The sequence below is a fragment of the Spirillospora sp. NPDC029432 genome (assembly GCF_040703975.1).
GTDB lineage: Bacteria > Actinomycetota > Actinomycetes > Streptosporangiales > Streptosporangiaceae > Spirillospora.
The window spans coordinates 1-14,444 of the sequence record NZ_JBEZWH010000115.1 but is presented as its reverse complement, the minus strand read 5'-3'; the positions used below and the strand labels follow the sequence as shown (position 1 = coordinate 14,444).

At 75.3% G+C, this 14,444-nt stretch carries 12 protein-coding genes; 6 read left to right on the top strand and 6 right to left on the bottom strand.

Annotated features, from left to right (window positions below; genetic code table 11):
- Positions 1-2,170, bottom strand: a 2,170-nt coding sequence (locus AB0881_RS40425) for a nitrate- and nitrite sensing domain-containing protein (RefSeq protein WP_366626067.1), incomplete at its 3' end; no start/stop codon positions are given.
- Between the two features lie 203 nt (positions 2,171-2,373).
- On the opposite strand from AB0881_RS40425, the gene AB0881_RS40420 reads away from it, so the two are divergent.
- Both AB0881_RS40420 and AB0881_RS40415 read left to right on the top strand, forming a co-directional pair.
- Positions 2,374-3,987, top strand: coding sequence for a hypothetical protein (locus tag AB0881_RS40420; protein WP_366626065.1), 1,614 nt, complete (start codon positions 2,374-2,376; stop codon positions 3,985-3,987).
- Positions 3,988-4,018: 31 nt separating this feature from the next.
- Positions 4,019-4,486, top strand: a complete 468-nt coding sequence (locus tag AB0881_RS40415; protein ID WP_366626063.1) for a CBS domain-containing protein — start codon at positions 4,019-4,021, stop codon at positions 4,484-4,486.
- On the opposite strand, the gene AB0881_RS40410 is transcribed toward AB0881_RS40415, so the two are convergent.
- Positions 4,483-6,543 carry an AAA family ATPase gene (locus AB0881_RS40410; RefSeq protein WP_366626061.1) on the bottom strand — a complete coding sequence of 687 codons (2,061 nt, stop codon included), beginning with the start codon at positions 6,541-6,543 and terminating at the stop codon, positions 4,483-4,485. The genes AB0881_RS40415 and AB0881_RS40410 overlap by 4 nt on opposite strands.
- Before the next feature lie 240 nt (positions 6,544-6,783).
- Between AB0881_RS40410 and AB0881_RS40405 the strand changes: the two genes are divergently transcribed.
- Positions 6,784-7,077, top strand: coding sequence for a sulfurtransferase TusA family protein (locus AB0881_RS40405; RefSeq protein ID WP_366626059.1), 294 nt, complete (start codon positions 6,784-6,786; stop codon positions 7,075-7,077).
- Positions 7,078-7,090: 13 nt separating this feature from the next.
- Here AB0881_RS40405 and AB0881_RS40400 read toward each other — a convergent pair whose 3' ends face one another.
- The 3 genes from AB0881_RS40400 to AB0881_RS40390 form a co-directional block, all read right to left on the bottom strand.
- Positions 7,091-8,014, bottom strand: a complete 924-nt coding sequence (locus AB0881_RS40400) for an NADP-dependent oxidoreductase (protein ID WP_366626057.1) — start codon at positions 8,012-8,014, stop codon at positions 7,091-7,093.
- Between the two features lie 81 nt (positions 8,015-8,095).
- Positions 8,096-9,346 carry an acyl-CoA dehydrogenase family protein gene (locus AB0881_RS40395; protein WP_366626055.1) on the bottom strand — a complete coding sequence of 417 codons (1,251 nt, stop codon included), beginning with the start codon at positions 9,344-9,346 and terminating at the stop codon, positions 8,096-8,098.
- A gap of 81 nt (positions 9,347-9,427) precedes the next feature.
- Positions 9,428-10,045 carry a class I SAM-dependent methyltransferase gene (locus tag AB0881_RS40390; protein WP_366626053.1) on the bottom strand — a complete coding sequence of 206 codons (618 nt, stop codon included), beginning with the start codon at positions 10,043-10,045 and terminating at the stop codon, positions 9,428-9,430.
- Positions 10,046-10,151: 106 nt separating this feature from the next.
- Here AB0881_RS40390 and AB0881_RS40385 point away from each other — a divergent pair, with 106 nt between their 5' ends.
- The gene (locus tag AB0881_RS40385; RefSeq protein ID WP_366626051.1) at positions 10,152-11,489 is read left to right on the top strand and encodes a hypothetical protein; all 1,338 of its coding nucleotides are present in this window, start codon (positions 10,152-10,154) and stop codon (positions 11,487-11,489) included.
- A 73-nt stretch (positions 11,490-11,562) separates the two neighbouring features.
- Here the strand turns inward: AB0881_RS40385 and AB0881_RS40380 are convergent, their stop codons facing one another.
- On the bottom strand, positions 11,563-12,162 hold the full coding sequence (locus tag AB0881_RS40380) for a sigma-70 family RNA polymerase sigma factor (RefSeq protein ID WP_366626049.1): 600 nt from the start codon (positions 12,160-12,162) through the stop codon (positions 11,563-11,565).
- A gap of 101 nt (positions 12,163-12,263) precedes the next feature.
- Here AB0881_RS40380 and AB0881_RS40375 point away from each other — a divergent pair, with 101 nt between their 5' ends.
- Both AB0881_RS40375 and AB0881_RS40370 read left to right on the top strand, forming a co-directional pair.
- Complete coding sequence (locus AB0881_RS40375) at positions 12,264-12,974, top strand: Crp/Fnr family transcriptional regulator (protein ID WP_366626047.1); 711 nt, start codon at positions 12,264-12,266, stop codon at positions 12,972-12,974.
- A gap of 179 nt (positions 12,975-13,153) precedes the next feature.
- Positions 13,154-14,444 (top strand): oxygenase MpaB family protein (locus tag AB0881_RS40370; protein ID WP_366626045.1); only part of this gene is annotated, 1,291 nt, incomplete at its 3' end.

Sequence of the window (14,444 nt, the reverse complement as noted above, 5' to 3'; positions counted from 1 at the left end):
GGCCGGCGACGGGCCGTGGTCGCGGGACGTCCGCACCGGGGAGTTCGCGGCCGAGTCCAGCGAGGTCACCGGGCTGCTGCCCCTCCCCGGCGGACGGCGCGGTGGCCGGAGCGGCGGGCGGCCTGGCAGGCGGGGCCGCGGGCAGGGCGGGCGGCGGCGCGGTGTCGGCCGGGCCGGCGGCGGCCGCCACGGGCTGCCGCGGCACGGGGGTGGCGCGCGACCGCGGATCGCGGTCGCCGGCCATGACCACCAGCGCGTTCGGGACGAGCACGACCGCCGTGGTCCCGCCGTACGGCGAGGACTGGAGCGAGACCTTGATGCCGTGCCGGGCGGCCAGCCGCGACACCACGAACAGGCCCAGCCGGTCGGTGTCGGCCAGGTCGAACTCGGCGGCGTGCGAGAGCCGCCGGTTGAGCTCGGACAGCTGGTCGGGCTGCAGGCCGATGCCCCGGTCCACGACGTCGATGGCCAGCCCGTTGGCGACCGAGTCGGCCCGCACCGTGACCTCGGTGGCGGGCGGGGAGAACGTGGCGGCGTTCTCGATCAGCTCGGCCAGCAGGTGGATCACGTCGGCGACGACGGTGCCGGTGACCGCGGCACCGGTGTTGGCCGTCACCTCGACGCGGGTGTAGTCCTCCACCTCGGCCAGCGCCGCGCGGATCAGGTCCTCGGCCTCCACCGGGTGGTCCCAGGCCCGCACGGTGGGCGAGCCGGACAGGATGACCAGGCCCTCGGCGTGCCGCCGCATGCGGGTGGTGAGGTGGTCCAGCTTGAACAGGTCCGCCAGCTCCTCGGCGCTGCCGGCGCGGCGCTCCATGGCGTCGAGCAGCCGCAGCTGCCGGTGCAGCAGCGACTGGCTGCGCCAGGACAGGTTGATGAAGACTCGGTTGACGCCCTTGCGCAGCTCGGCCTCGCCGACCGCGGTGTCCACGGCGGTGCGCTGCACGGCGCCGAACGCCTCGCCGACCCGCGCGATCTCCCGGATCCGGGCGGGCTCCATGGGCGGCGCCTCGGCGGCGATGTCGACGCTCTCGCCGCGGCGCAGCCGCGCCACGACCCGCGGCAGCCGCTCGTGCGCGAGCGTCTGGGCGGCGCGCTGGAGCGCCAGCAGCTCGGTGGTGAGCCGGCGGGCGAACGTCAGCGACAGCAGGATCGAGAGGGCCACCGCCAGCAGGCCGACGCCGCCGGCGAGGGCGAGCTGGATCGTGATCCGCCGCCCGGCCGGCCCGATCTGGTCGTTCAGCTCCTTGCCGGCCTGCGTGCTGGCCTGCAGCCACCGCGGCGACAGCGCGCCGATCGTGGTGCGCCACTGGGCGGCGACGCCGGCCGCGCTGCCGGTGCCGGTGATCCGCTCCTCCAGCGAGCGGTAGCGGACGTACTCCTCCGACCGGGCCAGCGCGCGCACGTGCCGGGCCGGCCCGCCGGTCAGCCCGGCCTCGGCGACGCTGAAGAGCTGGTTGCCGCTCCCGGCCCAGCGGGCGAACGCGGACTGCGCGGCGGCGCTCATCCGGCCGCTGCGGGGGAGCGAGGTGACCAGCGCGTCCTGCCGCATCATGTAGTCGCGGGACCAGTACGCGTTGGTGAGGGCGATGGTGTTCCGGAACGCGTCGCCGTCGTCGATGCCGGCCATCGTGCTCAGCATCTGCAGCGCGGTCTCGGTGATCCTGTCGTAGCCCTCGATGGCCTCGAGCGCGTTCACCGCGCCGGAGTCGATCTGCGAGCGCAGCGGGCCGAGGCCGTCGAACGACCTGTTCAGCGTGCCCATCTGGGTGCCGATCAGCCGGCCGGAGGTCGCCTCCCGCACCTCGGAGGTGAGCGCCGTCCTGCGGAAGGACGCCAGGGCGGCGTCGGTCCTGGCGCGGATCTGCCGGTAGCGCTGCGCGCCGGCGGCCTCGTCGGAGATCGCGAGCGCCGCGGCGGCCCGCTCCTGCTGGACCATCGCGAGGGCGACGTTCACCGGCTGCCCGACGGCGTCGTAGACGGTGTCGTAGTTGGCGTGCTGCACCGCGGCGGAGAAGGTCAGGTTCGCGGCGAACCCCCACAGCGTGACCAGCGAGGTGAGCGGGATCAGCAGGAGCAGCGCGAGCCGCCGCCGGATCGGCTGGGAACGGGGCGGTCGCCGGGAGCCGGGGAGATGTGAATGCTCCGGAAGGTCGCCTTTGTTGGCCAATCGGCTCACTCCCATGGGTTTGGCCGTACCTGCCACTGTTATTGCGGATGGCAAGGAATGGGCAGTGTACTTAGACGATCTTGGGGCGACCAGGATCACCACCGGGTGCTGTCCGGTATCGGACGATCGGTCCGGCATGCCTATTCATCCGCCGTTCACCGCGCGGGCACCGGACGGCGGACGGATGCTGGCAGGTTGTCGATGTGATCGCCAACCTTCGTGCGATTTCACGTGCGACCACCGAACCCTCCCCGGACGCCGCCGGTGCCCCCGGCCCCCGCGAGCGCCGCCGGGTGCCCTGGGCGCGCCTGATCCCGGCGGCGCTGGCGCTGGCGTGGCTCGCCGTGCTGCTCGCCCACCTGCGCACGCCCGTCCCCTCGGACCAGGCCAACTACTTCACGGCGGCCGAGCGGTTCCCGCATCCGGTGGAGGCCACCACCGAGATGCATCAGATGACGCGGTTCGGGCTCATCGTCCCCGTCCGGCTGGCGATGGCCGTCCTCGGGCCGTCGCAGGCCGCGTACGCGATCGTCCCCGTGCTCGCCACGCTCGCGCTGCTGCTCGGCACCTACGCGCTGGGCACGCTCCTGTTCGCGCGGTCCGTGGGCGCCGCCGGCGGGATCGCCGTGGTCGCGGCCACGCCGGTCTTCGAGGACTCCACCGACCTGCTGCCCGACGTGCTCGCGGTCGGCCTCTTCACCTGCGCGCTGGCGCTCGCGGTCGCGGCGCGGCGGCGGGAGGACCCGCCGACGAAGGCGGTGCTGCTCGGCATCGGCGCGCTGCTGGCCTGGTCGTACCTCGCCCGCGAGTTCATCGTCTTCGCCTGGCCGGTCGTCCCCGTGCTGCTCTACCGCCGGGCGGGCCTGGCCGGACTGCTCTGGACGGCCGCGCCGATCGCCGCGGCGGGCCTCGCCGAACTGCTGCTCTGCTGGCGGATGTACGGCGACCCCCTCGCCCGGCTGCTGTCGATCACCGGCCACGGGCAGGGGCCGTCCACCCCGGAGATCGCCTCCACCTACCGCGACAAGCCGCGCATGCTGTACGTCCTGCGCCTCCCGAAGACGCTCCAGACCTACGGAGAGGGCGCCCTTCTCCTCGCGCTCCTCGGCCTCACCCTCCTCGGCGGCCTGCTGCGGCCGCGCCGGCTCGCCGTCCTCGTCGCGGTGTGCGCGCTGCTGTGGGTGCCGCTCACCCTGCTCGGCGGCGTCCTGGACCCCGCCGCGCCGAAGCTGCGGCTGCAGCTGATCCGCTACTGGTACCCGGTGTTCCCGGCGTTCGTCCTCGGCGGCCTCGGGACGCTGTGGCTGCTCGCGGTGCCGCTCGCGCGCCGCCTGCCCGACCGGGGGCGCGTACGGGCCGTGCTCCCCGCCGCGCTCGCGCTCGCCGTCGCGGCCACCCTCGCCGGGGCCGCCGCCCGCACTTGGTGGGCGGCCCCGGCCACCCGGCTCGGCGGCGGCACCCAGCTGGACGCGCTGCGGGGCTGGATGCACGACCGGGACGGCGCGCACGACCGGATCTGGACCGACCCGCACACCCGCAAGATCCTGCCGATCTACCGGCGGGGCTTCTGGGGCGGCGCGTCCTGGTCGGCCGGGATCCACGCGGTCAGGCCCGGCCAGGCCGCGGGCCCCGGGCCCGGCGACCTCGTCCTCCTGTACGACACCGAGCGCGGCCACATCTGCTCGCTGTGCAAGAGGTCGGCCCGTACGGCGTTCGGGGACACGAGCGGTGCCCGCCCCGGCTGGCGGCAGGTGTTCGCGACGCCCGACCGCGTCGTCCGGGTGTACGAGGTCGGCCCCGCCGGTGCCGCCGCTTAGCCGCACCGGGCACGTCCGGTAGCGTCGGAGCGTGCGTGCACGAGAGCTGGCCGTGGAGTTCCCGGTCGTGACCCCCGACAGCAGCGCGATGGACGCGGCCCGGCTGCTGGCCGAGCACCATCTGCCCGGGCTGATCGTGGTGGACGGGCGGCGCCGGCCGTTGGCCGTGCTGCCCGCCTCCCAGGTCATGGGGTCGCTGATCCCGCGGTACGTCAAGGACGACCCGAACCTCGCCCGCGTCTACGACGAGGGCCACGCCGACCGGCTGTGCGCGAACCTGGAGGGCCGCCGCGTGGCCGACATGCTCCCGGACGCCCGCGAGGCGCCGCCGATCGTGGACGCCGACGCCACCGCCATGGAGATCGCCCAGGTGATGGCTAGCGCCCGCAGCCCCGTCGTCGCGGTCGCCGACGACGCGCGCCGCACCGACGCCCCCATGATCGGCGTGGTCACCGCGTCCGCCCTCCTCGGCCGCCTCCTCGCGGCCGCCGGCCACTAGGACGCCCGGAGCGCGGCCGGAAGGGGCTCGGCGTGCAGGACGTGCAGCGCGCTGACCGCCCGGGTGAGCGCCACGTACAGCCGGTGCAGCCCGCGCGGCTCGGCCGCGACGATCCGGGCCGGCTCCACGACGATCACCGTGTCGAACTCCAGGCCCTTGGCGAGCGTCGCCGGGACGCACACCAGCCGCGCCTCCTCCATGGCGTTCTCGTCCTCGCCCAGCAGCGCCGGCTTCAGCCCCGCGTCGCCCAGCCCCTCGTGCACGGCGCCGATGGCGGCGTCGGCGGCGATCACGCCCACCGAGCCCTCGCCCGCCAGGCTCTCCGAGCAGGCCGGAACGAGCGCCGCGGCCACATCTGGAGCGGCGGTGACGCGCAGCGCGCCCGGCGAGCGGCGGGCCGAGACCGGCGCGCCCAGGCCCGGGGCGATCTCCGGCAGCAGCCGCGCGGCGTAGTCGATGATCTGCGCGGGCACGCGGTAGCCGCGGTCGAGCGTCTCCAGCCGGGCGTCCGGCTTGCCGAGATGGGCCAGCAGCTCCGTCCAGTCGCCGGCCGCGGCGGGGCTGGTGCCCTGCGCGATGTCGCCGAGCACCGTCATCGAGCCGGTGGCGCAGCGCCGCCCGACGGCCCGGCACTGCATCGGGCTGAGGTCCTGGGCCTCGTCGAGCACGAGGTGGCCGATCGAGGGCGTCCGCTCGATGAGGTCGCCCAGCTCGTCCAGGAGGGCGGAGTCGGCGGCGGTCCACTTCGCCGACCGCCATGACCGGGCGGGCTTGGGCCACAGCAGCAGCGCCCGCTCCTCGGCGGTGAGGTCGGACTTGGCCGCCTTGGCGAGGAAGTCCGCGTCCGACAGCAGCCTGAACAGCACCTGCTCGGGCGTCAGCTTGGGCCAGACCTGGTCCAGGAGCCGCCGTACGGGCCGGGACCGCGCGACCGCGTTGTGCGTGCGGTCGTCGGGCGACTCGCCGCGCCGTTCCATCTGGACCAGCACCGCGTGCGCGATCCGCTTGGCGGCGGCCTCGCGGCCGGGGCCGTACCGGCCGGTGCCGCGCAGCCCCGCCACGATCTCGCGGACCTCGTGGTCGGGGACGCGGTAGCGGGAGGCGCCCTTGGCGTACATGACGCCCTCGGCGGGCCGGGTGACGTGCAGCCACAGCGCCCGCGCGAGCACCGCCGCCATCCGGCCGTCGCCCTTGAGCCGCGCGACCGCCGGGTCGGCGGCGCGCTCCGCGCCGGCCCGGCCGATCAGCTCCTCGACGGTGGTCTGCGTGACGTTCACCTCGCCCAGCGCGGGCAGGACGCGGCGGATGTACGACAGGAACGAGCGGTTCGGCCCGACGACCGCGACGCCGGTGCGGCCGAGCCGGTCGCGCTCGGTGTAGAGCAGGTACGCGACGCGGTGCAGGCCGACGGCGGTCTTGCCGGTGCCGGGCGCGCCCTGGACGCAGACGGTCCGGTCGAGCGGGGCGCGGACCAGGTCGTCCTGCTCGGGCTGGATGGTGGCGACGATGTCGCGCATGGGCCCGGACCGGGGGCGCTCGATCTCGGCGGCCAGGAACGCGGCCGCCGTGTCGCCCGCGGCCTCCCCGGTGAGCGGCTCGTCCTCGTAGGCGGTGAGCTCGGCCGCGCCGGAGAACCCGTACCGGCGGCGCAGCGCCACCCCCTGCCGGTCGTCGCGGGTGGCGCGGTAGAACGCGGTGGAGAGCGGCGCCCGCCAGTCGATGACCAGCGGCTCCCCGGCGCCGTCGTGGACGTGCCGCCGCCCTATGTAGAAGCGCTCCCCGCCGCCGGAGTCGAAGTCCAGGCGGCCGAAGAACAGCGGCACGTCGGGCAGGTCCACCAGCGCGAGCGCGCGCAGCTCCCGGGCGCGGCGCTGGTAGTACCGCTCGGCGTAGTTGTCGTTGTCCTCGGCGGCGGCGGTCAGCTGCGTCTCGGTCGTGACGACGTCGCGGTGCATGCGCTGGAGCGCGGCGCGCGCGGTGGCGAGGTACGCGCGCTCGGCGGCGATCTCGGGGTCGCCGTCCTGGACGGGGGCGTGCTCGGAAGAGGGAACGGCCATGGCGTGAACCTCGGCTTTCGGCGGAACGAGGTGAGGACTGGAGGCGGCAGACTCTCCGGATCTCGCCCCGGAAGCACTCCGGTTCGTTTCGACCCTCAGCGCGCGTGGCGGGCGCCTACCTGAAGAAGCGGATGCGAAGCGGGTACTTTAGCGGCCCCTCGCCGTCAGGGCAAAACCGGTTTTCCGTACGCCCGGGCACACGCCTTAAGATCGGTACGGGCGACGACGGGAGACGATCGAATGGCAGGCGAGGGCGCCGATCCGGTCATCATCGACGGCGGCGACCGCGCGTGCGTGCGGCTGCTGCTGGAGCTGCGCGGGAGGCTGGCCGAGCTGCCCGCCGGCACGATCGTCCACCTGATCGCAGGCGATCCGGCCGCGCCGCTCGACCTGGCGGCCTGGTGCCATCTCACCGGCCACGGCTACCTCGGGACGGTGCCGCCGCCGTACGGCGAGCGCCCCGCCTACGCCCTCCGGGTCGCGGACGCGCCGCGCCCCACCCAGGCCGAGTCGCCCTGGCGCCCGCAGGGCTGAGGGGCCCGGGCGGCTACGGGACGACCGAGAGCACCATCTTGCCGGTGGTGCGGCCGGTCTCGCCGTGCGCGTGCGCCTTGGCCGCCTCCTCCAGCGGCACGACCAGGTCGATCTCGGCGCGCAGCCGGCCCGCCTCCGCCAGCGCGGCGACCTCCTTGAGCGTGGCGTGGTCGGACTCCACCAGCAGCACCTCGCTGCGGACGCCCGGTACGTCGCCGACCCGGACGTCGCGCGGGGTGATGGTGACGATGACGCCGCCGGGACGCATCGTGCGGACCGAGCGCGGGCCGTACTCGCCGCCGATCGTGTCCAGGACGACGTCCACGTCCCGGACCTCCTCGGCGAAGTCGGCGGTGCGGTAGTCGATCAGCTCGTCGGCGCCCAGCCGGCGCAGCAGCGCGTGCTTGGGCTCGCTGGCGGTGCCGATCACGTACGCGCCGCGGGCCTTGGCGATCTGCACCGCGAGGTGGCCGACGCCGCCCGCCGCTGCGTGGATCAGCACCCGCTGCCCGGGGCCGAGCCCGGCGGTGTCGACGAGGGCCTGCCAGGCGGTCTGCGCGGCCAGCGGCAGCGCGGCGGCCTGCACGTGGTCGATGCTCTCCGGCTTGCGGACGAACCGGCGGGACGGGGCGGTGACGTACTCGGCGTACGCGCCCGCGCCCTGCGGGTAGGCCAGCATGCCGAAGACCTCGTCGCCCGGCTTGTGCAGCGTCACGCCGACGCCGGTGGCCTCGACCACGCCCGACAGCTCCCAGCCGAGCACGAACGGCGGCCGGCCGAGGTAGAGGCCGCTCGCCCGGTGCTTCCAGTCGGTCGGGTTGACGCCCGCCGCGTGCACCCGGACCAGGACCTCCGTCGGGCCCGGCTCGGGCCGTTCCGCCTCGACGACCTTGAGGACCTCGGGACCGCCGAGGACGTCCTGGCTGATGGCTCGCATGGAGCCAACCTATCGCGGCCGGGCGGCGCCCCCCGATCGCGCCGCCCGACCGCGCCGCCCGGCCGCGCCTTCCGGCCCGCGTCAGGCGAGGCCCAGGCGCAGCCCCGCGAGGACGCGGTAGAGGGGCTCGCGCATCACGGTGTTGCGGTGCGCGGCCACCATCGCCAGGTCGCGCAGGATGCGGGTGAAGCGCGCGCCGTCGTCCAGGACGCCCGCGCCGACGCTCTGCCGCAGCGGCCCCTCGACCGCCGCGATGGCCTGCAGCATCGCCTCGCGCGCGATGGCGCCGAGCCGCACCTCCTCCTCCGCGCTGTACGGCGGGCCGCCCGCCGCGGTGCGCTCGCACAGCGCGTGGTGCTCGGTGGCGCACCGCATCAGCGCCGCCTCCGCGGTGGCGATCTTCGCCAGGCCCTCCCCGTACCAGCGGTGGTAGTCGGGGTCGGTCAGCCGCGGCACGATCGGCGGCAGCGCCGTCCGGCGGGTCCGCAGCTCCTCCTCGAACGCGTCCAGCGCCGCGTACCCCGCGCCGACCGTGATCGCGCACAGCGTCATCGTGAACGGCGCCATCGACCGGCCCGAGTAGAGGGCGTCGCCGTGCAGCGCGTACCCGGGCGTCCCGCCGTCCACGTCCACGCTGATCATGTCGACGCCTTCGAGCGCGTAGTCCGCCGGGATGCGGCCGCCGTCGAACCGGATGCTGTGCGACCCGCTGCCCTTGAGGCCGAGGTCGCCGCCCCAGTCGTCCAGCATCGTCCACTCGCTGCGCGGCGCGATGTACAGCAGCATCCGCCGCGCCTGCTCCTCCTTGGGCAGGCCGTGGACGAGCGCCTGGCCGACGAAGTGGGTCGAGTACGGGGCGCCCGAGCAGTAGCCGACCGTCCCGTCCAGCCGCCAGCCGCCGTCCTCGCGCCGCGCGACGACCCCGGGGGCGGCGACCGACGCGGCCCGGAACTCCCCGTCCCCGAACACCTCGTCCTGCACGTGCTTCTCGAAGTACGACCCGACCTGGAGGGCGTGCGCCGCCGCGAGGCCGAAGCACCAGGCGGTGCCGGCGCAGCCGTGCGCCAGCTCGACGAGCACCCGCGCGTAGTCGGCGAACGGCAGCGCCAGGCCGCCGTACCGGCGCGGGATCAGCATCCGGTAGAAGCCGCCCTCGCGGAACATCTCGTGGACGTCCTCGGCGTAGTAGGTGCGGCGCTCGGTCTCGGCCTGCCGCTCGATGAGCAGCGGGCGCATCTCGGCGGCGCGGCGGACGAGGTCGTCCCCGGTGGGGGTGGCGTGAGCGGAAGCGGTGGGGCCGGAAGGGGCGGTGGCGCGTGAGGCGGAGGGCATTTGCGGTCCTTCCCGGGAGTGGGGGAGCGGTGCGTCGGCGTTGACGCCCGCCGCCATCGTCACATGATCAACGAATGGCCGCTAAGCCCGGTCCGGCCCTCCGCGGCGGGCGAGCAGGCGGCGCTTCGTCCCGTGCCGGTCGTCCGGGACGTCCTCCTCGGCGAGGACGGTGAAGCCGGCCGGGAGCAGGGCCGCGGGCTCGCCCGGCGCCAGGCACCACTCGGCGGGCAGGCCCGGCCGTACGGTCCGGGCGCCGGTGGTGAACGCCTCCCAGGCCAGCAGGCCGCCGGGCGCGACGGTGCCCGCGGCCGGGCCGAAGACCAGGCGGTCCCAGAAGCCGGTGCACAGCACCAGCGCGAACCCGCCCGGCCCGCCCGCCGCCCATTCGCCCAGGTCGGCGTGGACGAGGGTGAGCAGGCCGCGGACGCCGCGGCGGCGGGCCTCGGCGTCGAGCAGGCCGAGAGCGGTGTCCGACACGTCCACCGCGGTGACCGGGCGGCCCTGCCCGGCGGCCAGCAGCGCGGCGCCGGACGGGCCGCACGCCAGGTCGAGGACCGGGCCGTCCGGGGGGAGCAGCGCGAGGGCGCGCGCCGCCAGCGGATGCGGCGCGAACGCGGCGCCCGCGCCGCCGGCGTACTTCGCGTTCCACCGGATCCGGTCGGGATGCCCGGCCAGACGCGGCGGAACGTCCTCGGTCATGCCCGGCACCCTACTCCCGGCGCCGATCGAAGTGCCGGAGGCATGTATCAGGGCGCGGGGGCGCGTCCTCTCTCCTGGTATGGACCCCTCACGCCCCCTGCGTCCCTTGACGGTGGACGACATCGTCCGCATCGCGACGTACCAGGACCGGAAGCCGACCCACGAGGCCCGGGTCATCGCGTTCGCCTACCACCGGCTGGCGCTCGACCTGGCCCGCCACCTGGGGCGCGACGCGAACAACTGGTACTGCTACGCGGTGTGGGCGGTACGGGCGGTCAGCGAGAACCTCGACCTGTCGGAGGGCTCGCCGTTCCTGGCCGAGACGGGACGCCGGCTGAACGTGCCGCCGGCGCTGCGGCGCCCGTTCCGGCGCGTGATGCTGGCCCTGCTCGGCCCGAGCTACCAGCTCGGCCTCGCGCTCGCCAACCGGGCCATCTTCCTGGAGATGGGCAGCCTGGCCGCCGGCCTGTGGGCCGGCGGGCCGGAGTACTCGGTGCGGGTGCGGGAGTCGCGGGAGACGGAACGCCCGGGCGGCGCGAGTGCCGCCGCCGGGCCGGGCGAGGGGGCGCCCGGCCCGGTGGTGCGCCGCCCGGCGTTCCTCACCCGGCTGCTGGCCCCGGCCGACGAGCGGCTCCTGGACACGGTCGTGGAGATGTTCACCCGCGCCAGGGACGAGACCGACCCCGCGCTGCGCGCCGAGTACGTCCTGGGCGCGAGCGTCGCGCTGGTCGCCTACGAGCAGCAGCGCGTCCAGCGGGCCTTGGAGCTGGTGTTCTACCGGCCGCCGCGCTGGGTGCTGCGGGCCCCGGGGCACTGGCTGCGCGGCGTGGTCACCGGGCGCCCGGCCCACCGCTTGGAGGTGTACCTGCAGCCGCACGAGTCGCAGCCGTGGCCCGTGCGCAAGGTGGAGGAGTGGTGGGCCGGGTTCTACACGCGCAACCTGATGGGGATGCGCACGCCGCTCGGGTCGTTCCGACTCGGAAGGCCGCTCCCGCCCCCGCGGAGAGCGGCCACCGAGCCGCTATGGGCGCCCTTCAAGGACGCGGACGTGCGCGAGCTGGTCGAGCGTTTCGTCCCGGACCCGCGGCGGGCCACCGACGGCGTCACCGACTGGCTCGACTTCGACGACCGGATGCGGTTCATCGCCGCGTTCTTCCGCCTCTACCTGGAGGTGCCGAAGCTGTTCGACGCCCCGTACGTGCCGCCGGTGTCCGACGGGCTCCTGGCGGACATGGACGACGGCGAGGTGCCCGAGCCGTACCGCGAGTGGCGGCACGGGCAGGTCACGCGGCGCCGGACCCGGCTGCCGGTGCTGCGGCAGCTGTACCGCTCGCCGCTGCGGGCCGACCCGGACGCCGACGCGCTCGCGGCGTTCGACCTCCGCCCGTTCACCGAGGAGCGGCCGCTCGCCACGCGCCCGCCCAAGGCCGAGTCCGAAGCATGACCCCACCGCGCCCACCTCGATGCCCACCTCGATGCCCGCCTCGATGCTCGTCTCGTCGTTCACCCGGACCCCCTCAGACCAGCAGGTCCGGGGTGACGCCGCGCTCCTCCAGCAGGCCGCGCAGCCGGGTGAGGCAGCGGGCGCGGGAGGGGCCGATGCTGCCGATCGGGCGGCCCAGCGCGCGGGCCACCTCGACGTAGCGCAGCTCGGGCCGCTCGGCCAGCAGCGTGAACAGCTCGCGCTGGGCGTCCGGCAGCTCGGCCGCCGCCTCGGCGAGCGTGCCCGCCAGCCAGGCCCGCGCGAGCCGCCGGTCGACGGACGCGGCGTCGTCGTCGCGGGGCCGGTCGACGGCGTCCAGGTCGTCGACGCAAACCTCGCGGGACCGCCGCAGGATCCGCAGCGACTCGCGGGCGGCGATCGTGGCCAGCCAGCTGCCGATCCGCTTCTCCTGCTCCAGCCGGCACAGGTTCTGCACGGCCAGCAGCCAGGTGGTCTGGATGACGTCCTGGGCGTCCTCACGGCCCAGCCGGTAGCGCCGGATCCTGACCCGCAGCATGCCGGTGTAGGTCTCCACCAGCCGCTGCCAGGCGTCGGGATCGCCGGCACGGGCCGCCGCGACGAGGGCCGTGAGGTCCTCGTCGGCGGTCGTGGCGGCGGGCGGTTCTCCGGTCATGGGAGAACCGTCCATCAAGATCGGAATTCGTGCTGTTTCCGTGGTTACAGTTTCGATGTCTGTTACGACACGATCGCGGCGTGCGGCCGTACAGTTCGATTATGGAAATCGGCGACGAGCGGGTGACGGAGGTGCTGTCCTCCGTTCCGCTGTTCGCCGTGCTGGGGGAGGCGGGCATCGCCGCCGCGGCCGCGGCCGGATCGAGCCGCCGCCACCCGGCCGGCCGGTACGTGTTCCACCAGGGCGACCCCGGCGACCGCCTGTACGTCGTGCTGGAGGGGCTGGTCAAGGTCGTCTTCGCCACCGAGGGCGGCGCCGAGATCGTGCTGGACACGCTCGGCCCCGGCGAGACGTTCGGGGAGATCGCGCTGCTGGACGGAGCGCCGCGCTCGGCGTCGATCGTCGCCGCCGCGCCGACCCGGCTCTTCTCGCTGTCGCGCGAGCGGCTGCTGGCGCTGATGCACGAGCACCCGGAGCTGACCGACCAGTTCCTGCTGTCGCTGGGGCGGCTGGTGCGGCGGCTGACCGAGCGCGCCGCCGACACCGCGTACCTCGACCTCGGCGCGCGGCTGGCGAAGGTGCTCGTGCAGCTGGCCGGCAAGCACGGCGCGCCCGCGGGCGGCGGGGCCTCGGACGGCGCGGTCATCGACCTGCGGCTGACCCAGTCCGATCTGGCGGCGCTGGTCGGGGCGTCCCGGCCGGCGCTCAACCGGGCGCTGCACGCGCTCGCCGCGCGCGGCGCCATCGCGATCGACAAGCGCACGATCGTGCTGCGGGACATCGAGGCGCTCCGGCGGCGGAGCATGGCCTGAATTGTTCGGGTGTGCGGCGTTACGGTAATGGCCGGATAGGGACACACGTGTCACCGGAAACGGGGGCCGCGGGAGCGTGCCGGTAAAGTGACCCTGTCCATTTTCCGCTGCCCGCGCCCGTGGTGTGACCACGGAAAACGCGGGTCGGCGGAACCGGGCGAATCGGCGGGGGTGACGCGATGCGTGCCCGGAACGGCACCGGCGGCGAGGACGGCGGTGGCGACGGCGGCGGGGCCGGCGGGGACACCGCGCGGGCGCGGGACCGGTGGACCGAAGCCGAGTTCCGGCGGCTGCGCGCGGCGGCCGACCCCGAGATCGACGCCATGGTCGCCCGCTACCGGCGCGACCGTCCCGAGACCGCGGCCGACCCCGGCGGCCTCGTCCGCGCGCTGATCCGCGACCTGGGCCGGGCCAAGGCGCGGGCGCGCGGCACCGCCGTGGCGGCGCCGGCGCCGGACGACCCCGTCGAGCTGCTGGACGACCTGGCGGCGGCGACCGGCCTGCCCGAGTGGGGGCACGACGCCGCCCTGATCGAGCGCGGCCAGCGCGTCTTCACCGAGTACGGCCTCTACCAGTCGGTCGCGCTGTTCTTCTCCTGCCTCCCGCTGGCGTACGCGGCGCCCGAGAGCGCCCGCGCCCTGGCCCGCGTGTCCGACCTGGCCACCGGGAACCTGACCCGCCGGGTCGCCGAGACCGGGCAGATGCTCATCGACGTGATGGGCCTGGAGGAGGCCGGCGCCCTGGAGCCGGGCGGCCGCGGCCACACCGCCGCGATCGGCCTGCGGCTGCTGCACTCCTGCGTGCGGGCGCTGCTGCTGGAACGCGACGGTCCCGACGGCTGGGACACCGAGACCCAGGGCCCGCCGGTCAACCAGGAGCTCCTCCTGGCCACGCTCATGGACTTCTCCCTGGTGACCTGGGAGGCCATGGAGCGCATGGGCGTCGTGCTCGGCGACGCCGACCGCGCCGCCAACCTCTACGCCTGGAGCGTCTTCGGCCACCTCATGGGCGTGGACGCGTGCGAGGACGGGCCGCTGACGCTCGCCGACATCGGCGCGATCAGTGAGCACCTCGGCCGCGGGCTCGCGCCCACCCCCGAGGGGCGCCGGCTCATGGCGGCGCTGCTGGCGGAGATGGAGGAGTTCATGCCCATGGGGTGGCGCAAGCTGCCCCGCAGCCTGATCCACTGGCTGTTCGCCGAGGCGGGGCCCGGCGTGGGCGAGGTGCCGAAGATGCTCGGCGTCCCGCCGCCCGCCTGGTGGGCGCGGCCGATGTTCGCCACCGCGCTGGCGGCGCACCGCGTCTCCTGGCTGCCCGACCCGCTGCGGCCGGTCGTGCGCGGGCTGATCCGCCGGGCCGGCCGGCTGGTGATCCTCACCTACGCCGACCGCTACTCCGGCGGCGGCGCCCCGTTCCAGATCCCCGACGAGCTGGCCCGGCGCTGGCGGCCGCGGGTGCGCGCCGCAGCCG

What these genes read in the sequence shown, in the direction of transcription:
- AB0881_RS40410 (WP_366626061.1), bottom strand. Translation starts at nt 6,543, where the DNA reads ATGGCCGTTCCCTCTTCCGAGCACGCCCCCGTCCAGGACGGCGACCCC.
- AB0881_RS40405 (WP_366626059.1), top strand. Translation starts at nt 6,784, where the DNA reads ATGGCAGGCGAGGGCGCCGATCCGGTCATCATCGACGGCGGCGACCGC.
- AB0881_RS40400 (WP_366626057.1), bottom strand. Translation starts at nt 8,014, where the DNA reads ATGCGAGCCATCAGCCAGGACGTCCTCGGCGGTCCCGAGGTCCTCAAG.
- AB0881_RS40395 (WP_366626055.1), bottom strand. Translation starts at nt 9,346, where the DNA reads ATGCCCTCCGCCTCACGCGCCACCGCCCCTTCCGGCCCCACCGCTTCC.
- AB0881_RS40390 (WP_366626053.1), bottom strand. Translation starts at nt 10,045, where the DNA reads ATGACCGAGGACGTTCCGCCGCGTCTGGCCGGGCATCCCGACCGGATC.
- AB0881_RS40380 (WP_366626049.1), bottom strand. Translation starts at nt 12,162, where the DNA reads ATGACCGGAGAACCGCCCGCCGCCACGACCGCCGACGAGGACCTCACG.
- AB0881_RS40375 (WP_366626047.1), top strand. Translation starts at nt 12,264, where the DNA reads ATGGAAATCGGCGACGAGCGGGTGACGGAGGTGCTGTCCTCCGTTCCG.